Below are 21,214 nucleotides of genomic sequence, written 5' to 3' on the forward strand. Positions count from 1 at the left end.
GGAAGCGCATCATGATTGAGATCAAGGCGTTCATTCATCGTAGCCGGGCGGCGAGCGTCGTTCGCGCCTTGCGCAAGGGCGGTTTCACGAACATGACCGCCGTCGATGTCAAAGGCATGGTCAAAGCGCTCGACGAAAAAGAACAGCAATATTCAACCGAGCTTGGCGATCGCGTGATCACCGAGGTGAAGCTGGAGCTTGTCTGCGAAGACGACCGGCTCTCCGAAGCCGCCGATCTGATACGCGCTAACGGGAAAACCGATATGGAGGAATCGGGATTCATTTATGTGAGCAAGATCACGGCCGCTATTCCGATCTAAGTCACTTGTATCTGGTCTCGCAGTTCGTCCTTGTCATTTCGAATTGCGAGCGGGCGATAGCGCTAACTTCCTGCGCGCGTAGTCGTCCGGCGTAACCAGAGGAGCCGCCGGGTTCGTCCCCCTAACCCGGCGGCTCCGCTTGCAACATACAGCTGCATTCGGTGTTCATAGTAGTATCGCTACGAAACACCTGGCCGCGCTGCAGGATTTCCAATTTACCCGGTGAGGGCATTTTTGATGAGTCAAAGCCATAATCATTCTCATGCCGCAGGAGGCGGCAACGAGAAGAAACTTGCGCTTGCCGTCATTTTGACTGGCGGGTTCATGCTTGCGGAAATCGCCGGCGGACTTATTTCCGGCTCGCTTGCCTTGCTCGCTGACGCCGGCCACATGCTCACCGATTTTGCGTCATTGGCTCTCGCCTGGCTCGCGTTGCGCATCGCACGCAGACCCGCCACCTGGAAGCGAAGCTACGGCTTTGACCGGTTTTCTGTGCTTGCGGCTTTCGTCAATGGGCTCGCTTTGTTTCTGATCGCGGTTTGGATTTGCTGGGAAGCCTACAATCGGCTTCGTGACCCGGGGGAGGTTCTTGGCGGGCTGATGTTCTGGGTCGCCTTAGCCGGCCTCGCCGTCAATATCGCGGCATTCTGGATCCTGTCTCGCGGAGAGAAGGGCAATCTGAATGTCCGCGCTGCGACGCTTCACGTCATGGGCGATCTTTTGGGGTCGGTAGGCGCTATCATTGCGTCGATCATCATTATGACGACGGGCTGGACGCCAGCGGATCCGCTCCTTTCCGTATTCGTCGCCCTTATCATCCTGCGGGCTGCGTGGCGCATCGTGAAGGAAAGCGCGCATATCCTTCTCGAAGGCGCGCCTGAACACCTTGACCGGCGCGAAATCGCCGCGGCGTTGACCCGCGAAGTTTCAGGCGTTGAGCGCGTCGATCACATCCATGCGTGGTCCATTACCGAGGAGCGTCCGATGATCACCATGGAGGTCGTGACGGCGGGCGACACAGATATGGACAACATACGGCGGGAAATTAAAGACTATTTACGAAAGAATTTCAGCGTCGATCATGCGACCGTGGAAATAAAACGCAATGACGTTGACTGCGTCGCAGTGAATTTCACCTGATAACCTATGATTGGCTCAGAACTTTGTCGAGTAGTTCGCTTTGAGCCCGATGCTTATCCGGGTTTTCCGCCATCAACTTTTTCAAGTTTAGAATTTTCCATTTTATCGCCGGCAGGTCACCCGCTTGCGGCAATCCGATAAGCGTGAAATCAGGTTCGCCCGCTTGCAGCGTGCGCAGGAGTTCGGCGGCGTTTCCATTGAGTCGCGTCTGGATGTCGCCGATCAGCCGTTTTCGCGCGGAGAGAAGAGCGTCGATATTGACCGGTTCAGCCGTCATGCCGGCGAACTCGCGCGCGAAGTCCTCAGCAATCTCCCTTTCATTAGGGGCGAGCAGTTCATGCATGGGGCGGCTGGAGCAGGCGGCGTAGACGAGAAAAACGCGGAAGAGATTGTCCGTGAGGCCTTCGTTTTCATAAAGAAGTTTGACGTCGAACAAATCCCGCGGGTGCTGGCGTTCAAGCGCCGCGTGCAGTTTTCCCGCGTAAAGATCATCGAACGCCAGAACATTTGTTGCAACAAATCCGAAGGCGTCCTCGACAGCGTCGGTGGTGCGCATCAGTCGCGGTTCGCCAATGACGCCACGCATCACGGGTGAAGTTTCAATTTTGACTGTAACGCCGTCTGCGCTTGCGAGTAAGCGTGTATCGCCGGCGCCGCCGCCGGCGATGCGCTTTGCGGTTACGCCCGGAAGTTTGCTGATCTGCGTCGTGAGCCGATTGAAAGCGTCGTCGATCGCTTTCAACGAAGTTGCGCGATCTTCAATGGGCAGATAGGCGAGATCGACATCAACGGAGAGGCGCGGCATGTCGCGATAGAATAGATTGATCGCCGTGCCGCCCTTGAGGGCGAAGGCGGATTCGGTCGAGACGACGGGCAGGAGGCGCATCAAGAGCCGCACCTGCGCGAGATAACTTTCACGGGCCATCGTCGGACTCATCGCTTTCCTTACCGTCTATCAGCTCTGGCGGTACGGTGATGTCGTAGCGCGGATGCAGTTGTCCGCCGTCTACGAGCGCGCGCGGGCCCGATCCGAGATCGAAATCCTCCGGGTCCAGATATTGTCTCCAAACGTGGTCGTGTTGATCGGCGAAGACGAAGAATAGGCGCTTTACTTTCACGCTGCGGCATTCCTTAAGCAGGCTTTCGAGAAGCCGCGGGCGCAGATTGACGAGGCTTTCAAACAGCATGTCGGCATTGTGAAAACTTTCGTTCGCCGGCAGTTCGTTCAGAAGTTCGAGGATCGCCCGTTCCGGCGTTGAGACGACGAGATCGTTCAATCGTCGGTGCGGCGGGGATGATTGTTTTTCGTCGTCTTTGCCGTCAAGGCCGGTCATGGCGCCGCTGAAGAGCGCGAGGCTTCGGGTTTCAAACAGGTCGGCGTTTGGCAGCCGCGCGAGCCAGGACGGCGCGTCGCCGTAAAGATATACCCGCCGCGGCGCGTCGCCGAGGGTGAGATAATGATCGAAGCCGTGGAGCGACAGAGCGGTGCGTCCGCCCACATGGACTTCGTAATCCATTATCCGTTGCAGGGAGAGAACGAGGCGGCGCCAGTCGCGGCCGCTACCGTCGCGGTGTATGTCAGGCCGGCGGTAAACGCCCCGGGCGAGCTTTTCGAGCCAACCGCGCTGCTCATATTGCAGGATCGATTTGCGGTCGATGCCGCGCGCGGTCAGCCAAGCGGCGTCGGCGACATAGCCGGGCGGCAGGTCGTCGAGCAGGGGCTTTAATCGTTCCTGACGTTGTTGGGTCATAGCCAATAAATTAGGATAAATTCAAAGTTTTGACAAGAGCCAAGTTTAGAAAAATCCTATCACAGGGGTTTAATACCAATAAAGTAGTAAATTATTAAAGCTATCCGCTCGCCACGCCTTCAAAGAGGAGCGGGCCTAGTGCGCGTCGTGTGACGCAGAAAAAGGCGAGAAAAGCCGCTGACCATCAGAGCCGGCAATCCGGTTTCAAAACATCACCCAAACAGGGCGCCACGCTCACGAGAACAAGGTCTTGATGATCGCGCAATCGGGCGTCCTGTTACGGCTGCAGCCTTTGGCGACCGTCGAAAGGGTGCGTTCGAGCTTTTTCAGGTCCGCTATCTTCGTGCGGATCATCTCCACATGCGTGGAGGTGATTTCAAAGACTTCCGCGCAAGTCGGTTTTCGATCCTCCAGCCCCAGGAGCGCGCGGATGTCATCGAGTGAAAACCCGAGTTCGCGTCCGCGCCGGATGAAGCAAAGCCGGTCGGCGAGGGCGCCGTCATACAGCCTGCGACCGCTTTCCGTCCGCGGCGGCGCCGGCATCAATCCGATTTTTTCGTAATAGCGGATGGTCTCGATCTTCACGCCGGTTTGATCGCTCAGCTTCCCGATTGTCAGATTAAATTGGTCCATCACCCTTGATCCTGTAGCGACTACAGAATTTACGATCAACGGCGTGACAGGTGAAGACCAAAACAAGACGAAAGCGCGCAGAAAAGGCGGATGGATCGCCGGCGGCGGGGCCCTTTCGGGGCTAGGAGCGTTCATCGGCGCGTCGTGTTGCATATTGCCGCTCATCCTGATCAATCTTGGCGTCAGCGCGGCGCTTGTCGGCAAGCTCGCTTTCTTTGCGCGGTTTCAACACTATTTCATGGACGCGGCGGTCGTTCTGCTCGCCGTGGCGATTGTCGCGGCGTTCTGGAAAGGGCGGCGGCCTGGCAAACGTGTTGTGATTACGCTCGCCCTTGCGGCGGCGCTTATAGTCGCCGCCTACGTCATGCCGTTCTATGAACCTCAATTGCTTCGCTGGGTGAATCAATGAGCGACGTCATCTCAAAATCGACCATCACCTGTCCTCTATGCAGACATCAGTCTACCGACGAAATGCCGACTGATGCATGTCAGTGGTTTTACGAATGCGAGGGGTGCGGCGCCGTCCTGAAACCGAAGCCGGGCGACTGCTGTGTGTATTGCTCTTATGGCGATGTGAAATGTCCGCCGATACAATTGGGAGCAGCGTGTTGTGGTTGATGAAACGAGAAATGATCACGCCGCGCGCGCACTTCCGTTCTTCTGGTCGTGGGGTCTGCCGCTGGCGATTTTGTTTTCAACGAACTTTATGAGCGGGCTTGTTCCTTTTCCGGTCATCATCATGATGATGAGCGGCTCGTTTTTCTGGATGGGTCTTGCGTGTGTATTAAACGCAACACGATGTCGAAGACGACATTGTTATTATTCCGGACCGATCTTTATCGCTGGCGGCGCCGGCGTCTTGCTGGTCGGCTTTGGGATCGTTTCGTTTGGCGCCGATGGGCTTATTATTATTGTATGGGGAACGCTCGCGCTCGCGCTCCTTACCTATCTGACCGAGCCGATCTTTGGAAAATATGTGAACTGAACGCCGTGGACATCGGGTCTCTTAGCGCATTTTAAGTGTTACGGCGGCCGCCTGACGGCGCCGGGCTCTAGGCGCGCCAATCATGGGTGATTGGCGGCCCGAAGCCGACAAATTCAAAAGATGAATTCGTCGTCTTCGCCGTGCCGGTGACGATCCCAGCCGCAGGCCCGCGCATCCGCGCGGGATAAGGACGCGAGGCTCCGCCCCGCGGCTTTTTAGACATTCCCCTCGGGACAGCGGGGGCGGCGGAACGGAAGACGGGGCGAATAGCGCCGGGCGGCCGCGCCGCAACCGCTTTGGCACTTAATCCGTCTTCGTTGTTTTTTTCATCCTACCAAACCGGTTGCGCCCCGGCCTCCTATGCCCGGCGCTGTTGCTCGCCCCGTTTCCGCCGCCCCCGCCGTCCCGGGGGAATTTGCGGGCGGGAAGGCAAGGAGCGAGCAGCCATGACATCACTTGAAACCGCAACCGATGCGCCCAGCCGCGCCGCCCAGCGAAAGAACGCGGCGAACACCGGCGCGAAGCCGCGCGCGCGTTCCGGCAAGAGAAAGCCGGGCGCCGATCTTTATACAGAGGTAACGGCGAAGATCGTGAAGGAACTGGAAGCCGGACGCTTTCCATGGGCGCAGCCTTGGGCAAACCGAGGCGAAGCGGCGACGATTGCCGCAGGCCTGCCGAAGAATGCTCAGACGGGCCGCGCCTATTCCGGCATCAACATTCTGTTGCTCTGGGGCGCCGCCATCGAAAACGGCTTTTCCGGCCAGACATGGCTGACCTTTCGTCAGGCGAAAGCGCTCGGCGGCTCAGTCATGAAGGGCGAGCGCGGCTCGATGGTCGTCTACGCTGACAAATTTATTCCGAAAGACGAGCAAGTCAGAGTCGAGAAAGAGGGCGGCGACGCCGCTTTCGTGCCTTTCCTCAAACGCTATACGGTCTTTAACGCCGCGCAATGCGAAGGGCTGCCGCCGGAACTGACGGCGGGCGCCAAGCCCCTGCCGGAATGCGATGCGATCCCGCGCGCGGAAAACCTTATCAAGGCGACCGGCGCCGATTTCCGGATCGGTGGCGACAGGGCGTTCTACGTGCCTTCACAGGATTTCATCCGCGTCCCGCCGCAACCGGCCTTCTTTGAACAGATCAATTATTATCGCACTTGCTTTCACGAGCTTGGCCACTGGACCGGCCACGCCTCGCGTTTGAACCGCGAATTCAAAGGCCGTTACGGATCGCACAGCTATGCAAGGGAAGAACTGGTCGCCGAACTGGCGAGCGCGTTTGTTTGCGCCTCGCTTTCCATCACGCCGACCGTGCGCCATGCAGATTATCTGGGCGCATGGCTTGAGGTTTTGAAAGAGGACAACCGCGCGATTTTCAACGCGGCCTCGCTCGCCTCCAAAGCGGCGGATTTCATTCTGGCCTTTGAAACGAATGCGCCTGCGGGATCGACGGCGATGACCGAGCGCAACCCATGAGCGCGCGTGACGAGAAGCCGGAAGCCGAAGAAACGGAGGCCGGAACGCAAACGCTGATGCGCGGCGTCGCGCCGATCACTTTGCGCGACCGGCTGGCGGTTCTCGCGGCGGCGCCCATGGCGCCCCGCACCGCGCAAAAAAGCTGCGACATGGGACTCTTCGACTTGGAATCCCGGCGCCAGATCGACCTTGTCGATGAATTGCGCCGTATCGACCGCGAGGCGGCGCGCAATCCCAAACCATCAGCAACAGGAGAATGAAAGATGGAATTGCAAACAATCCCGCTCGACCAATTGGCGGTCTCGGCGCTCAATATGAGGGCGTCGCGCAAAAAGCCATATCTCGACGATATATTGCCGTCGATCCGCGAACGCGGCGTATTGGTGCCGCTGCTCGTGCGTCCCAACGGGAAGGAAAATCATTTCGAAATCGTCGCCGGACGGCGGCGATTTCTGGCCTCGAAAGCAATCGCAATCGAGACCGGCGAGGCGCGCGATTTGCCTTGCAGGGTGCTTAGCCAGAGCGATGACGCCGCCGCCGTGGAGGCCTCGATTCTTGAAAACACCGCGCGCCTCGAACCCGACGAAATGCAGGAATTCGAGGCGTTCAAAAAATTGAATGACAAAGGCAAGAGCGTTGAGGAGATCGCCCGCATATTCGGGGTGACGGAACTCACCGTGAAGCGCCGCCTCGCATTGGCGAACCTCATTCCCGGCATCCGCAAGGCCTATGCAGAGGACGAGATCGACGGGGCCAGCATCACCGCGCTCACCCTCGCGAGCGTTGCAAAACAGCGCGAATGGTTCGAAATGTTCAAATCGGCGGACATGCGCGCGCCGCGTGGGCCCGCGTTAAAGCGCTGGCTGTTGGGCGGCGGCGAGATCGAAACCGGCGCCGCGCTCTTTTCATTGGAAGATTATGACGGCGACATTTTCGAGGATTTGTTTGGCGAGCGTTCGGTATTCGCTGACGCCGAGAAGTTTTGGGCCCGTCAGGAAGCCGCCATTGAGGCCGAGCGCGAGAAGCTGATTGGGAGCGGCTGGAGTAAGGTGACGATCCTGCCGCGCGGAGAGTTTTTCCATTCATGGGAGTACGATCAACGCCCCAAAAAGCAAGGCGGGGAAGTGTTCATCGAAGTGCGCCATTCCGGCGAAGTGGCGTTCATCAAGGGCTATGCGCCCCGGCGGAAAACCCACGCGGCGAAAGAAAAAGCGCGCGCCGAACGGCCCGAATGCTCAGCGCCTTTGGAGAATTATATGGACCTTCACCGCCACGCCGCCGCGCGCGCCGTACTCTTGAAACATTCTCAAATTGCGCTGCGTTTGCTTGCGGCGCATCTGATCGCGGGCGCGCCGAATATTCGCTGCCAGCCCGACAGACAGGCGACGCGGAAAGAGGAAACGGCGGCGAGCGTTGCGGCGTCGAAAGGACAAAAAACATTTGAGAAAGAGCGCGCCGAAATAGGCCAATTGCTCGATCTTGAAGAGCCGTCCTTTATCACGGGCGGCAATGAAGATGGCTGGCGATTGGCTTGCGTTTTCGCGAAAATGATGACGCTTTCGGACGCCGACATCGCCCGTATTCTGACTTTCGTCACGGCGGAAATCATCGCCGCCGGTCACGAGGCTGTGGACTGTCTCGCGGCGGTCATTCCTATCGATATCGCCGATTGGATGACGCCCGACGACGCGTTTTTCGAGCTTTTGCGCGACAAAAACATGACCAACGCCATGCTCGCCGACATTGCAGGCGATAGCGTTGCAAAGGCGAACAGCGATGCGACGGCGAAAGCCCAGAAAGCGATCATTCGCGACTGCCTCGACGGACGGAACGGGCGCGAAAAAACGCCGAACTGGCGTCCGCGCTGGCTGCAGTTTCCGGCGCTTTCCTATGGCGATACCGGAAAGCCCGGCGCAGTCAAACACGCCGAAAAAATCGCGCCGCTTTTTGCGGGCTAGGCGATCATGGGGCGGAGCGCATTTCGCGCTTCGCCTCGTCATTTTGGAACCTATGGCCGTGATATTCAGATCATCAAAATCACGCCTTCAATCAGCGCCGCCTTCAATTCGCGCGTTGCCGGTCCTGCGTTTCTAACGCCATTCGTCTCCCGCGATTTCGCTTGAGCGACGACAACCATTCCCGGCCTTTATCCAAGCGAAACTGAACGACGACCGGCCCGCCCGAAACCGGCGTTGGCGGATTTTTTCCTCTGGCTGCGCCATTCATCGCGAAACAAAAAATCCGCCCCCGCCGGTCCTCCGCTTCGCTTCGGCCCCCAAAAGTAAAAGAGGGGTTCAGGCGGCCCGGCGCGCCGTTCTCATCGTTTCGCGTCAGGCCGGGGAATGGTTCTCCGGCCAAGCAATAAGGAGACGAAAAGATGGCTCAATCACTTGGAACCGTAACGAAGCGCGAGAATGGCGGCTTTGAAGGCACGCTGGCGATGATGACCTTGAACACGAAGATCACAATCGTTCCCAACGAGGCGAAGGAAAACGAGCGCCAGCCCGATTTCCGCATATATGCTGCGCGCGGCAATGAGATCGGCGGCGGCTGGAACCGCGTCGGGAAAAACTCCGGCAAGCCTTATGTCTCGCTCACCTTCGCGCATCCGGCCTTTGGCGAGAAACGCGTTTTCGCGAATCTCGCCCGCGCCGCCGGACAGGAAGACGAGCGCGTGCTCGCCATTCTCTGGAATCCGCAAAACTAACGCGAGCTTCCACTGCAACAACGCCCCCGCGCGGAATTTCCGCGCGGGGGTTTTCATTATCCGGAACCGTTTCCGCATCGCAAATGAGTCGAATTCTCACCCTCGGATATTCGACTCTGGGCGCGCGCCCTTCGTCCGTTCATTGTGGCCTTCGTGGGATTGGTTGCACGACCTCCCGTTAAGCGGCGAGCAAGACGCTTCGCGGAAAGGCGATGGATGATGACCGGGACGCAAAAGAGCCCCGAAAGCCCGTTTCTCTATGCAGCGGAAGCGGCGCAATATTTGAGATTAAGCGAACGAACGCTCGAATATTACCGGATTTACGGCGGCGGCCCTGTCTATCGCAAACACGGCAACCGCATTCTCTATCATCGCGCCGATCTCGACGGCTGGTCGCAGGGACGCAAATACACGTCGACCGGCGGCGCCGGGGCGCCGGATCGCGACAGAGCGGCTGGGCAATCATGAAAACGGGCCGCAAGAAACCTTTCATCATCGGCGCTGTCGCGGTTGCTGCGCTCGGCGTTGCAAGCGCCGCCGAGTTTGCGCCGCGCTTCGTCTGGAACGCCAGCGCCAGCGCGCCCATTGGGCTTTATTCAGTATCGCGTGAGAGTCTTGAGCGCGGCGATTTCGTCATTGTAGCGCCGACGCCGCGCATGCAGGCGCTGATCGACGAACGCGGTTATCTGCCGCCGGCGACGCCGCTTTTGAAACGTGTCGCGGCCCGTTCCGGCGCTCGGATTTGCCGTAACGAAAACACTATTTCAATTGACGGCGCTGTTGTCGCCCATGCGTTGCTCCGCGATTCCGAGGGCCGCACGCTACCGGTCTGGAGCGGCTGCAAAACCCTCAAAGCCGATGAAATCTTTCTTCTCAATGATCACGCCCAGTCCCTGGATGGGCGGTATTTCGGGTCGACCAAAACCGCTCTCGTGATCGGCGTCGCGCGTCCCGTCTGGACGCGGGGCGAGCGGAACTAATTTCAGGAAATGGAATGAAGAGATGAGACGGGTACGGAAGAAGGCGTGGAGGGCAAGATTAAAGGGGCGGCGCCGCTATGCGGCTAAGCCCTTGTCTGCACATCTTTTTAGGCGGCGCCGTTTTGACGGTGGCGGCGCCAAAATGCGGCGGATGCGACATGCGCGCTGACAGTGATTTCCAGCCGCGTCTGGGGCGCATTCGCGCCCAGGGCGGCAAGGCCTCCAAGCGCTATCTGGCGCGGCTTTACGCGACCATGGAGAAAGCGCGGCCCGGCGTCTTCGCGCGGCGCGGCCGGACGCGTTTTATGGGCGCGCAGATCGGCCGCGGCGCCGGGCTCGGCGCGGCGTTCATTGCGAACGGGCGGGCGTTCGCTCGCCCTCACATGCGGCGCGCCGCCGTCAAGATCCGTTCGGTCCGCCTCGGCGCCAACGGCCTCGGCAAGGCGCGTGCGCATTTGCGGTATATCCAGCGCGACGGCGCCGAGCGAGATGGCGCGCCGGGCAAGCTCTACGGTCCGGATCGCGATCAAGCGGACGGCAAGGCGTTTTTGGAGGAAGGGCGCGGCGACCGCCATCAATTCCGGATCATCCTGTCGCCGGAAGACGCGGGGGAACTCGACGATCTCAACGGCTACACACGCGCCGTCATGGCGGCGGCGGAGCGCGATCTTGGCACGGGCCTCGACTGGGTTGCGGTCAACCATCACGACACCGACCACCCTCATGTTCATATCGTACTGCGCGGGCGCGACGATCAGGGCCGCGATCTCGTCATCGCGCGGGACTATATCACTCACGGGTTTCGCAAGCGCGCCGAGGAAATTGCGACGCTCGAATTGGGGCCGCGACGCGATCTCGATATCGCCCGCAGCCGCCACGCGGAAATCGACAAGGAGCGCTTCACGTCGCTCGACCGCAAGCTGTGTGCAGCGGCCATAGACGGCGTGGTGGCGCCGTCACGAGGGCGGACAGCTTATGAGCGATTTCAAACAAAGCTGCTTTTGGCGCGCCTCAGAACGCTCGAAAAGATGCGCCTCGCTGCGCGCGAAAAAGACGGCTGGCGGCTCGCGCCGGACCTCGAAGAAACGCTGCAGGAATCGGGCCGTCGCGGCGATATTATTCGCTCCATGGGCGCGGCCATGGGGCTGCAGTTCGAGCCCGCGAAATTGCGTGAGTTCGGAGTTGCAGGGTCGCCGCCGCGCATCGTCGGGCGCGTGGTCGGGGAAGGCGCTGCGGACGACGCGCACGACCGGCGCTTTTTGGCGCTCGACGGCGCCGATGGAAACCAATGGCATGTGGCCTTTGATGGCGCTCCCGGAACGGCGCCGCCCGAGGGCGCGATAGTCGAAGCCTCGCTGGCCCCAGCGGCGCCGCGCAAATCCGACCGCACCATCGCTGAAATCGCCGCGCTCTATGACGGGATGTATTCAGACGGATTGCACGCGCGCAACGATCCTTCCGCCAGCCCCGAATACCGCCTTGCCCACAAGCGCCGCCTTGAAGCGTTGCGGCGGGCCGGCATCGGCGAGCGCCTGGCCGATGGGACATGGCGCATTCCGGGTGATTTTGTTGAACGCACAGCGCAGTTTGAAGCGGCGAAGGCGCCAGCGCGGCTGCGGACATTGTCGTGGGTCGGGCTTGATGCGCTGACGACGGCGCCGGTGCGGACCTTTCTCGATGACGCCATAGAGAAGGGCGAAGACACTCACGGCGCGCTTGGGTTTGGCGGTGCAGTTCAGAAGGCGCTTGCGACGCGCCGCAACTGGCTTCTGGCGCAAGGATTGGCGCAGGAAAAAGAAAACGGCTTTTCCATCGATCAGGACAAGCTCGCGGCGCGCTGCGCCGCCGCCATGAATGCGCACGCTGAAACGCTTGGCCGGAAACTCGGAAAGACATTTATTCCAAGCGAAGATGGAGAGCCCATCAAGGGCCGCTTCACCGAGCGGCTTGATCTTCCAACTGGGCGTTTCGCGGTGCTCGAAAAATCGAAGGAGTTTACGCTGGTCCCGTGGCGGCCGGTCATGGAGGCGCGCAGGGGCCGGCTCATCGAGGGCGTCATGGAGCGCGGGCGCGTCAACTGGAATTTCGGGCGAACGCGCAGCGGACCGGGCCGCTAGGAGACAGTCATGCCGATCACAGAAATGTCATCTATTCGCCAGCGCGAAAAACACAAGTTTAACAGGAAAGCGGCGCACCTCGATTGGAGGTTCTGCTTCAGAATACTTGATCAAATCGCTTTCTTTTACAAAAATTTCCACAGTCTTGTTTCGGGCAGGGGGTAGCATGGTTCCTGCACCATTAAAGGATACCAAGCAGGCGATTATCGTCGCCTCCGACATTTTAAGGCCGCTTGCCGCGCCTGCCTCCGCAGCATTTTGGGGAGAGCGATTCAAGATGATTTATTGCGAGACCGGACGCGCGCTTATCGACCGGCTGCGCCGCAGGCCGTTCCACTGCGTGGTCATTCAGGATCAGCTGGAGGATTGCGACTGCTGGCGTCTTGCCAAGATCATCCGCTCAGGACGCTTTTGCGCCCCCGCTCTGCCGATAGTAGTTCTTCATCGAGGCGCCCCAAGCGCCGGGTTCGACGCCATCGCGAAAAGCCTGAACGCTGCAACGGCTTCGCTGTCCGAACCCGATGCGATCCCTCGCATCGTTCAGGCCGCGATCGATCAGCGGCGGCGGTCCAGCGTCCTGATCATTGAAGACGACCCGGACGCCGCCGAAACCGCCCGGCGCGCGCTCGACGCCGACTACAAGGTCCAAATCGCCGTCAATGGCGCGGACGGCCTCACGGCATGGAAAGAAAAGCGCCACGATCTTGTCCTGCTTGATCTCATGTTGCCGGCGTTGCCTGGAGAGGAAGTGCTCAAGGAAATTCTCGCTGTCAATCCGAAACAACCAGTCATCATTGTCACCGCGCACGCTTCGCAAAGCCGTCATTCAAACCTGATGCTGCTCGGCGCCAATGAGTTCGTTGAGAAACCATTCGACATCAATGTGCTTCGCGCGCTCTGTCGAAGCCTGTTTCAGGAAATGGCGCTGGCGCGCGCTGACAGGGAAATCGATGAAATGCGCGCCGCCGCGCGCGAGAACGCACATCGGGCGACCGCCGCATCAATCAGCTTGCGCCAGGGAAATACGTCCGGGGCTGCAATGCAGCTGGACGCCATGCTTGCCGGCGCGCCGCAAGATTTAACCGACGATGAATGGGTGGAGGTGTTGAATGACGTACAAGATAAATAATTCAAAGAAAGCAATTTCCGCAGCGTTTATGGCTTTGCTGCCTGGACAAGTGCTCGCGCAGGAAAATGACTTGGTCCAATCGCTTGGCGGGGATCAAATGTTCAGTTTGGCGGTCGGTTACGAGCAGCCGATCTCAGAAGCGCCAGCCGTCGCGACAGTAATAACTGCGAAGGACATTGAAGCGCTCGGCGCGACCAGAATAGAAGAAGTGCTTGCTACCGTAACCGGTTTGCACATATCAAAAAACCGGGCGCATGACAGCATATATGTAATTCGATCCATAGCGTCGGAAGTAAACCCACACGTTTTGGTTATGATCAACGGCGCACCCATCGGCGACGCCGTGCAGGGCGGCAGGCCGCTCGGTTGGACTTTACCAGTTCAAAATATCTCCCGCATTGAAATCGTACGGGGCCCGGGCTCAGCACTTTATGGCGCGGATGCTTTTGCCGGCACGATAAATATTATTACGAAGACTGCTCAGGAAATCGGACCTTTCTCGGTCGGCGCATTGGGTGGAAGTTTCAGCACCTATGGAGGCTGGATTCAAAGCGGAATAATTCGAGACGGATTTGAAGCGGCGCTTTCTTTCGAAGTGCAAACGACGAATGGCGACGATCCAATCGTGCAGGCCGACGTGCAGACTTTCCTCGACCAACTGTTTAGCACGAGCGCGTCATTAGCGCCTGGCGGCATTAGCCTTGGTAGAACCGATATCAACGCGCGAAGCGATTTTCGCTTTGGAGACAGCTTCACCTGGCGCGCCGCTTATCAGGGCATCATAGACGCCCAGAATGGCGCGGGCGTCGCATTCGCGCTCGATCCAATCGGCGAAAGAGATCTTCACCTGTTTTCTTCGGATATAACTTTCGAAACAGCCCTCACCGAGAATTTGGAGGTGATGGCAACGGCGAGCTTCTTCAGAGAGGATTTCAAGGCATTCTTTCAATCGAACCCGCCGGGCGCATTTGGCTTTTTTCCGGACGGCGTACTGAATCAAATCGATTTCGACCTCACGGAATATCGCGGGCGCGCCGAAATTCTGTATGCGCCAGGAAATGCTCACAAGCTAAAGGCTGGTTTCGGTGTTACATATCAAGAAGCCACGAATATTGTGGACAGCCGTAACTTTCTCCAAGGTCCCGGCGGGGTGTTATTGCCCGCGCCTGGTTTTCTCACAACGGATGAGCTTGGCGTGCTTCCGAACGCCTTTGCTGATTCGAGAACGAATGTATTCGGACTCTTGCAAGATGAATGGTCAGTGGCCCCGGACTGGACCGTGACGCTTGGCGTTCGGTTCGACCATTTCTCCAATTTCGGCTTGACGATCAACCCACGCGCATCTGTAGTTTGGAACGCAAATCCAACACTTACCGTCAAGGCGCTTTACGGAAGCGCATTCCGAGCGCCTACGTTTTTGGAGGAGACAGAGGGATCGGGACAAATCGCGAGAGGCAACCAGAACTTAGAGCCGGAAATGATAGATACGGCGGAAATCGTTTTGGAAAAGCGATGGTCGGACGCGTTCGAAACATCGGTTACAGGGTATGCCTATTGGACTAATGACTTGATCGAGGTCGTCTCTTCTCCAGTGACCGGGATACCGACTTTCGAAAACACGAGCGGCACACGAGGGGCCGGTTTTGAGCTCGATGGGCGATTGGAGATGAATGATAATGTGAGTGTGAGAACGAGCTATGCCTATCAAAGCGCTGAGCTTCGAGATTCAGGACAACGGGTTAGCGGCGTCCCGCAACACCTGTTATATGCTGAAGGACGCTGGATGATGACGTCCGAATGGTCAGGCCTGATAGGCGTCAAGTATGTCGGAAATCGTTCTCGTGCGGCATCAGACATCCGCCCGCCTATAAACGGATATATGCTCGCCAATTTGTCATTGGAATACAGACCACGGCAAATTACGGGTCTCTTTGTGCGGGTCGCTGCAACGAATTTGTTAGACAAGCGGGCTCTCGAACCCAGCCCGAATCTGATTTTTCCAACTGACGATATTCCCCTTGAAGGTCGAAAGATTATTGCTCGAATTGGAGTGTCTAGGTGAAGCGTACCAGCGAAAATACTAGGTCGTCATCAGAAAGAGACAGGCCATATTTTATAAAGGGCTGGCCATTCCTAGGCCAGCTTCCTGCTTTGGCGAATGATCTTATCGGATCGCTCAGAAGGTTTGCCGAGCGAGATGATCGGCCAGTTGAATTCAAAATAATGACTTCAAACGCCTGTTTGGTATCTTCGCCAGACGGCGTGAAAGAAGTCCTGACAAGAGGCGAGCCCGACTTTACGAAAGGGATTCTCACATTCTCAATGAAGGCGGCGTTTGGTGACTCGTTAGCGCTAGAAAATGGTGCTGAATGGCGTCGAAAACGCAAACTGCTGCAGCCGTTATTTTTGAAGAAATCAGTTCGGGCATGGCGTCCGATCATAAACTCAAATGTTGATTTGTTGGTTGAAAGATGGAGTCACAGAGGTGCAGAAGGTTCGGTCGTTAATATATCGACAGAGGCCAACCACCTTATTCTCGATATCATGACAACGATCATGTTTGGCGAAGATATGTCGTCGGAGCGTGCGCAGGCCGCTAGCGAAGCCGTGACCAGTATCAATGAGGCTTTGTTTGGTGTCTTCTGTCGAAGTTTTGTCCTAAGGGGCTCGTTTCAGAACTCAAAACTTGCGCAAGGCAAAAAATTTAGGAACGCCTTGAAAAAGTTTAACGACATAGTTGACCATTCTATCACAAGCAGCACCGCCCAAGCTACTTCAACTCTCATCGATCAATTCCGTTTGCTCAAGTCGTCAGATGGCGATCAATTAAGCGAGAAGGAAGTGCGCGATGAGGCGACAGCATTCTTTTTTGCCGGCTTAGAAACGACTGCAAATGCGTTAGTATGGGCATTCTATTATCTTGCGTCGCATCCGAACTTTGCGGACCGAATTGCTGCGGAGGCATCAGAACTTTCGGAATCGCACTTTCCGGATTTTGATGAGGCTGAGCGATTACCTTTCACGCATGCATTTGTAATGGAGACATTAAGATTGAAGCCGCCGGCCTACGCTTTGGAACGGCGCGCGTCCAGCGAAACGAAACCGGTTCAGGGATGCCCTCTGAGAAAGAATGCAACAGTTATACTTTCACCCGCGGTGACGCATAGGCAGACGGAGTATTGGGAGGAACCGGATAAATTCTGTCCGGATCGGTTTGAGTCGGGAAGTAAAAGTCCGCAGCACCAATTTGCGTTTTTTCCCTTTGGTGGCGGCGCGCGAAAGTGCATCGGTATGCATTTGGCGCTTATGGAATTGATAATGACAATTGCAAGATGCGCGCAGAAATTTGAGTTTAGACTGGTCGATGGTCAAACCGTGGGCGATAAAGTCGGCGTGACGCTTATGCCGGACAGAGATATTCAACTTATTTTGCGCCATAGGCGCCCATCTTAATTGGTAGCGGAATTTTAGCTGTAAATACCGACCCCGCACCAAGCTCACTGCGAACATCAATCTCGCCACCCATTAATTTTGCAAATTGTCGTGAGATAGCCAAGCCAAGCCCGGTTCCGCCAAATGCGCGACTGGCGCTCATATCGACCTGGCGGAAAGGTTCAAAGACAGAATCAATATCCTTTTCAGCGATACCGACGCCCGTGTCTTCGACTTCTAACAATAGCCGGTTGGGGCGACCTTTGCATCTGAGGTAAATCTCGCCATTGTGCGTAAACTTGCAGGCGTTCGTCATAAGGTTGAGCGCGATCTGCTGAAACTTATCGCGGTCAATCAAAACAGGCGCCGGACAGTCGATTTCAGCAGTGAACTTGTTGTTCCTTTCTGCAGCAAGCGGCAGGATCGACTTCTGGGCATCGTGAAGCAGTGCGCTGATGTCGGTTTCGACCAGATTAAGGTCGAACTTTCCTGCTTCTGCGCGGGCCAGATCAAGCATCTGGGTGATGCGGTTTAGGAGTTCATGCGCGCGTCCGAGAATATTTGAAAGTTGTTCGCGTGAGCGATGGGCGGCGTCGTCTTCGACGGCGAATTCCAGCTCTTCTAGCGTCAATTGCGTATAGCCGATTATCGCCTGTAAAGGCGTTTTCATTTCGTGGGTAACCGCGGCCATAATTTCGGACTTCTGCCGGTTGGCGGCAAACGCTGCATCGCGGGCGGTTTTTAGCTCCTGCGTTCGGATCGCTACTTCTGATTCTAGCGCAGCCTGGGATGTCTCGATCTCATCCATAAGCTGGTTATAGATCGCGGCGATTTCCTGAATCTCCTTGGATCCAAATATTCTGGCGCGCTTACGCGGCGCGTCACGCCCGCCATTCGACATCGTTGAACTTAGCGATCTCAATGGATCGGTCAGCACACGCATCTGGAAGGATAATAGTGCCAGGAATATGCCGGCGGCGGCTAACCCCGCTAAACCATTGATGACCCAGATTGTACGAATAGTTTCACGCACCGGCGATTTCGAGAACGCCAGCACAACTGAACCAAGATATTCCGCGTTGACCGATCCGTTATCTAAATCGTTGGGTTCTGGAGAGGACAGAACCGGCGCGGCGACAATCCAATACTCAGAGGACTCCCGTATATCTGTGAGATGACGGATTGGGTTGTCCGTGTCATTGATGGCGTGGCCATTGTTGTATCCTGCCAGCGTCTCGCCGTCGGCTCTAATCAGCCTCGCATCGTCGATATTGGGGAATGCGGTGATGCTCCCAATCGCCTCTTCCGCGACCGTCAAGTCTTCTACGAGAAACGCGAAGACAGAGCGTTCAGCGAATTGCTCGGTCTGCAGTCGGGCGTCAGTTATAGCATTGTCTCGGAGCTGACGTGAAATCAAAGTCGAGGTTATGGCCGTCAGCGTAATCGAGAATAAAATGATGCTGGCTCCGGCAGTGACGGAGAGTTGACGGCTAATTCGCATCTGGCGGAAGCGATTCAGCATCGTGCTCATCGCTCCCCCAGGATGAGATCAAAGGATCGCTCATCCTGCGCCGAGATGTTGACGTCCAAGTGATTTGCAATCCGCTTATTGACCGCAAATTTTACTGCGCCGAGCGGTTCGACCTCCGGGCGCGTGTTAGGATTCTCAGAAATTGCGATGGCTTGATCGGCAAGTTGGGCGCCCATCGCCTCAAGATCAGGATAAATAGCAATCAACGCTCCGCGACGCGCATGATCGATATTGTTGCTGATGATCGTAAAATTACGCCGCCAGCTCTCTTCCACGAGGCGTGGTAGATTGCTGTTTGAGACAAATGACGGGTTGGAAAGAAGCCACAGAACATCGGTTTCGGAGTTGCCGTATTTCAGGATATTCCAGTAGTGGTTTGAAGCTTCCGAGAGTGTCGTGGCTTCATGGGCGACGATTGTAATCCCGATAGATGCCGATATCGCTTTGGCGCGCTCAATGAGCCAACGGTCTTTTGAGGGATCGTAAACGACTATTATTCGCCGTTTTTCCGGCATAAGCGTCTTCAATCGGCTGAGCAGAAAGACGGGATCGGCGGTCAGGGAGACGCCGTCGCGGCTTCCCAGTCCCGGCTCAATATCAAGTCCGCCGACCACTTGGCGGATTTCCAGGCCGCTGTTTCGATAGGATTCGTCTGCTTGCCGGCCGAGCGTGAAAACAATCTCGGGCGCATCCGAAGAAATACCGTTTCGCATCGCTTGCGGCGATGCGAACGAATTTAGCCGGCGCTCTGTTATCGAAAGCGTCGGTTCCCGCGACCGAACGCCCATTTCAATGGCGTTAAATATCTCATCGAATGTGGGGTTTGGGGCGGGTCGAAGAATAACTGCTTCGACGGGGCGTTCTTGTTGCGCTCTGGCGTCTGGTGGGAAGAAGGCGCTAATTACCAGCGCAAGGAGGAGCGAGCCCGCAACAAGGCGGGTCAATGCGCGCCTTTCAACCGGCGCCGGCGTGCCGGCTTTCTCGCGTTCCCGCATCCCATGCCGTCCCGCTTACAAGTCACTCTTGTCGGTGATCTTTTTCTTTCGCCGAACCCGCTTCACATAGGCATCGAGGTCAACGCCCTGAATCATGCGCTTGAACCAGTACCGCTTCATCGTATTGTTGACACGACCTTCAAAAATTTCCGAGTCGCCGCGCATATGGGCCAGAAAAGCCCGCACGGTTCGCGCGCATAGGTCTTCCTGTACCGCATCAATCGATGCAGTTCCCTGGTTCCGGATTTTTTCGACTAGGCTTAAAACGCATTCCACAGGGTCCATTAATCCGTCGCGTTTGTTGCCTTTTTCCTGAGCTAGCTTTTCGAAGAACACCTCGTGCTTTGGATAGAGCGTCAGGCAAATCAATGCGCCCGCAACGACGCCAGTCTGAAAGATTTCTGCGCTCGGCATCGCCTTGTCGAGCAGAAGCAGTTCTTGACGGAATAAGCTGACCGCTCTTCGGAGATCGACCGGCGTTTCGTCTGACGCGACTCTAATTCTTCCGCGCAGCGCCAATGTAAAGGCCTGGACGAGGAGCCCATGCTTCAGGCGTCTGGAATTAAGGCTCATTTCATTTTCACGAAACGCCGCCTGTATGTCATCAAGGCGACTGATCGCAGAGCTGGCGGCGTGATGGGCCCGGTATAGATCGTAAAATTCACGTTCGGATTCAGGAAAATAAATCGTTGCGCGAACTGTCGCCGGCGCTGCGACAGCGCCATTGCGCCACAGTCCAGCCCGCACATGGCCGTCAAGCTTGTAAAGAGCGCCCTCCCATTTACATCCAACGACCTGCCGCAAGGTCTCGCGGAGGGAACCGCTTGCGTTTTTCATAAACGCCCAGTGCCCGTCAGTCGGCCCGGCGCTGTGACTTGGATGATCCAAAGCGCTTGTCCACACTGATGCCGGCAGTTCTAAGGTGGCTGGCGCACCGTTCCTGGTGGGCAGAATATCCGGCATCAAATCTATGTTACTCTTTTTGCGAAGATGATTAGTCATATTTTGTGCTCGGGCGGCAAGTTTATTCAATCTGGCCAGCAAAAAATGCAATAAAATCAAACTATTTCCTGCAAAGCAAAGGCCAGGAAAACCTATATCGCAATTATGCGTGATGTTCCACTGCCTTCCTCTTTCAGCGAAGCAAAAAATGCATTAACATTATCAACGGGAAAGCCAATTTGACGGGTTTAAGGCCTTGGGAACGTGGACAGAGCGGTTCAACAGGCGCTGCCGGTACATATGTCCCTCGCAAACGGCGAGGCGCGGACATCCGCGGGTTGGGCTTTCGAGTTCCTTCGGCGAAACCCCAAATTTATTTCTGCTGTAGAATCGAGAGAAAAGAGAACTCTTCCAAGCAAAGCCATAGGGGGTGTAACGGTTGTTGCGGTCGGCGAGGGGGAGTCGAGGGAAGGGTTTGGGGTTCTTTTTTGCGACCGTTGCGATCGTCCAATCGATAATACGATAGTCTTTTGGGAGCGCGATCTATCCGCAGATATTATAGACGCGCGAATTGTTAATTCGCCTGCCGATGAAACAGAAGACAATGTACTGAAGTTGGAGAAATTTAAGTGCGATAAAATTCTGCTGACCGGGCCAGATCAGACGCCACAATTGCTTCTTAAAACGGGTTCAAAGCAAATTCAGATAAATTGCATAGGCGGAGATTTTGTGAGTGTAGGGCAGGCGATTATTCCTCAAATTGCGCCTGACAGAAATATTGAACGCCAGTTGCTCGTAATGCGTCGATTGTTTCATCTGTACAGCGAGCGCGAGTTTGCAGAAACGCTCTTCAAGCCAGACGCCAAAGGCGCGCGCCTTGGCGAGGTTCTTACCGCGCTTGATCTTTGGCTTCGACAGACTCCGATGCGTGACATCGCGATCGCTCTGTATGGCGAACAGATCGTCACAGATGATTGGGCGCCGGAAGGCGGATATTTGATCGACCGCGTGAGGCGATCGATCCGGCGGGGGAGATTCATGATGGAAAAGGGATATCGTCAGCTGTTGGGATAGTCCTAA

At 56.7% G+C, this 21,214-nt stretch carries 22 protein-coding genes; 16 read left to right on the top strand and 6 right to left on the bottom strand.

The genetic code is table 11. The features are described 5' to 3' along the window. The first annotated feature begins 11 nt into the window (after positions 1-11). The gene (locus tag ACQK2Q_RS02915) at positions 12-320 is read left to right on the top strand and encodes a P-II family nitrogen regulator (RefSeq protein WP_274493828.1); all 309 of its coding nucleotides are present in this window, start codon (positions 12-14) and stop codon (positions 318-320) included. Between the two features lie 237 nt (positions 321-557). Further along, on the top strand, positions 558-1,460 hold the full coding sequence (locus ACQK2Q_RS02920) for a cation diffusion facilitator family transporter (protein ID WP_425408255.1): 903 nt from the start codon (positions 558-560) through the stop codon (positions 1,458-1,460). Positions 1,461-1,464: 4 nt separating this feature from the next. Here the strand turns inward: ACQK2Q_RS02920 and ACQK2Q_RS02925 are convergent, their stop codons facing one another. The 3 genes from ACQK2Q_RS02925 to ACQK2Q_RS02935 all read right to left on the bottom strand — a co-directional run bounded on the left by ACQK2Q_RS02925 (position 1,465) and on the right by ACQK2Q_RS02935 (position 3,844). Then, entirely contained in the window at positions 1,465-2,385 is a 921-nt protein-coding gene (locus ACQK2Q_RS02925) for a nucleotidyl transferase AbiEii/AbiGii toxin family protein (RefSeq protein WP_425408256.1), read from the bottom strand. Continuing rightward, a complete protein-coding gene (locus tag ACQK2Q_RS02930) occupies positions 2,375-3,211 on the bottom strand; it encodes a type IV toxin-antitoxin system AbiEi family antitoxin domain-containing protein (protein WP_425408257.1) in 837 nt (278 codons plus the stop codon). Before ACQK2Q_RS02930 ends, ACQK2Q_RS02925 begins: the two co-directional genes overlap by 11 nt. Positions 3,212-3,445: 234 nt before the next feature. After that, complete coding sequence (locus tag ACQK2Q_RS02935) at positions 3,446-3,844, bottom strand: MerR family transcriptional regulator (protein ID WP_425408258.1); 399 nt, start codon at positions 3,842-3,844, stop codon at positions 3,446-3,448. A gap of 43 nt (positions 3,845-3,887) precedes the next feature. Between ACQK2Q_RS02935 and ACQK2Q_RS02940 the strand changes: the two genes are divergently transcribed. The 13 genes from ACQK2Q_RS02940 to ACQK2Q_RS03000 all read left to right on the top strand — a co-directional run bounded on the left by ACQK2Q_RS02940 (position 3,888) and on the right by ACQK2Q_RS03000 (position 16,687). After that, positions 3,888-4,253: a mercuric transporter MerT family protein gene (locus ACQK2Q_RS02940; protein WP_425408259.1), complete on the top strand. Its 366-nt coding sequence runs from the start codon at positions 3,888-3,890 to the stop codon at positions 4,251-4,253. Continuing rightward, positions 4,250-4,462, top strand: coding sequence for a GDCCVxC domain-containing (seleno)protein (locus ACQK2Q_RS02945; RefSeq protein WP_425408260.1), 213 nt, complete (start codon positions 4,250-4,252; stop codon positions 4,460-4,462). Before ACQK2Q_RS02940 ends, ACQK2Q_RS02945 begins: the two co-directional genes overlap by 4 nt. Continuing rightward, positions 4,455-4,829, top strand: a complete 375-nt coding sequence (locus ACQK2Q_RS02950) for a hypothetical protein (protein ID WP_425408261.1) — start codon at positions 4,455-4,457, stop codon at positions 4,827-4,829. Before ACQK2Q_RS02945 ends, ACQK2Q_RS02950 begins: the two co-directional genes overlap by 8 nt. Before the next feature lie 446 nt (positions 4,830-5,275). After that, a complete protein-coding gene (locus ACQK2Q_RS02955; RefSeq protein WP_425408262.1) occupies positions 5,276-6,301 on the top strand; it encodes an ArdC family protein in 1,026 nt (341 codons plus the stop codon). After that, positions 6,298-6,561 (top strand): hypothetical protein, encoded by a 264-nt coding sequence (locus ACQK2Q_RS02960; protein WP_425408263.1) that lies wholly within the window; start codon positions 6,298-6,300, stop codon positions 6,559-6,561. The genes ACQK2Q_RS02955 and ACQK2Q_RS02960 overlap by 4 nt, the downstream gene beginning before the upstream one ends. 3 nt (positions 6,562-6,564) lie before the next feature. Then, a complete protein-coding gene (locus ACQK2Q_RS02965; protein WP_425408264.1) occupies positions 6,565-8,259 on the top strand; it encodes a ParB/RepB/Spo0J family partition protein in 1,695 nt (564 codons plus the stop codon). Between the two features lie 419 nt (positions 8,260-8,678). Further along, positions 8,679-9,008, top strand: coding sequence for a DUF736 domain-containing protein (locus ACQK2Q_RS02970; RefSeq protein ID WP_425408265.1), 330 nt, complete (start codon positions 8,679-8,681; stop codon positions 9,006-9,008). A 219-nt stretch (positions 9,009-9,227) separates the two neighbouring features. Continuing rightward, entirely contained in the window at positions 9,228-9,476 is a 249-nt protein-coding gene (locus ACQK2Q_RS02975; protein WP_425408266.1) for a helix-turn-helix domain-containing protein, read from the top strand. Then, positions 9,473-9,988, top strand: a complete 516-nt coding sequence (locus ACQK2Q_RS02980; protein ID WP_425408267.1) for a S26 family signal peptidase — start codon at positions 9,473-9,475, stop codon at positions 9,986-9,988. The genes ACQK2Q_RS02975 and ACQK2Q_RS02980 overlap by 4 nt, the downstream gene beginning before the upstream one ends. Positions 9,989-10,146: 158 nt before the next feature. Further along, complete coding sequence (locus ACQK2Q_RS02985; protein WP_425408268.1) at positions 10,147-12,105, top strand: DUF3363 domain-containing protein; 1,959 nt, start codon at positions 10,147-10,149, stop codon at positions 12,103-12,105. A gap of 166 nt (positions 12,106-12,271) precedes the next feature. Then, positions 12,272-13,234 carry a response regulator gene (locus ACQK2Q_RS02990; protein ID WP_425408269.1) on the top strand — a complete coding sequence of 321 codons (963 nt, stop codon included), beginning with the start codon at positions 12,272-12,274 and terminating at the stop codon, positions 13,232-13,234. Further along, complete coding sequence (locus ACQK2Q_RS02995; RefSeq protein ID WP_425408270.1) at positions 13,215-15,296, top strand: TonB-dependent receptor plug domain-containing protein; 2,082 nt, start codon at positions 13,215-13,217, stop codon at positions 15,294-15,296. The genes ACQK2Q_RS02990 and ACQK2Q_RS02995 overlap by 20 nt, the downstream gene beginning before the upstream one ends. Next, positions 15,293-16,687 (top strand): cytochrome P450, encoded by a 1,395-nt coding sequence (locus tag ACQK2Q_RS03000; protein ID WP_425408271.1) that lies wholly within the window; start codon positions 15,293-15,295, stop codon positions 16,685-16,687. The genes ACQK2Q_RS02995 and ACQK2Q_RS03000 overlap by 4 nt, the downstream gene beginning before the upstream one ends. Here the strand turns inward: ACQK2Q_RS03000 and ACQK2Q_RS03005 are convergent. From ACQK2Q_RS03005 to ACQK2Q_RS03015, 3 genes are read right to left on the bottom strand one after another with little or no spacing between them, the layout of a single operon-like run. Next, on the bottom strand, positions 16,659-18,197 hold the full coding sequence (locus tag ACQK2Q_RS03005; RefSeq protein WP_425408272.1) for a sensor histidine kinase: 1,539 nt from the start codon (positions 18,195-18,197) through the stop codon (positions 16,659-16,661). The two genes, ACQK2Q_RS03000 and ACQK2Q_RS03005, sit on opposite strands and share 29 nt — an antisense overlap. Beyond that, a complete protein-coding gene (locus ACQK2Q_RS03010; RefSeq protein WP_425408273.1) occupies positions 18,194-19,192 on the bottom strand; it encodes an ABC transporter substrate binding protein in 999 nt (332 codons plus the stop codon). Before ACQK2Q_RS03010 ends, ACQK2Q_RS03005 begins: the two co-directional genes overlap by 4 nt. Positions 19,193-19,207: 15 nt before the next feature. Continuing rightward, positions 19,208-20,155, bottom strand: a complete 948-nt coding sequence (locus ACQK2Q_RS03015) for a hypothetical protein (RefSeq protein WP_425408274.1) — start codon at positions 20,153-20,155, stop codon at positions 19,208-19,210. A gap of 243 nt (positions 20,156-20,398) precedes the next feature. Between ACQK2Q_RS03015 and ACQK2Q_RS03020 the strand changes: the two genes are divergently transcribed. Further along, on the top strand, positions 20,399-21,208 hold the full coding sequence (locus ACQK2Q_RS03020; RefSeq protein WP_425408275.1) for a DNA -binding domain-containing protein: 810 nt from the start codon (positions 20,399-20,401) through the stop codon (positions 21,206-21,208). Positions 21,209-21,214: the final 6 nt, after the last annotated feature.

The sequence above is a fragment of the Hyphococcus sp. genome, assembly GCF_965228385.1.
Classification (GTDB): Bacteria; Pseudomonadota; Alphaproteobacteria; order Caulobacterales; family Parvularculaceae; genus Hyphococcus.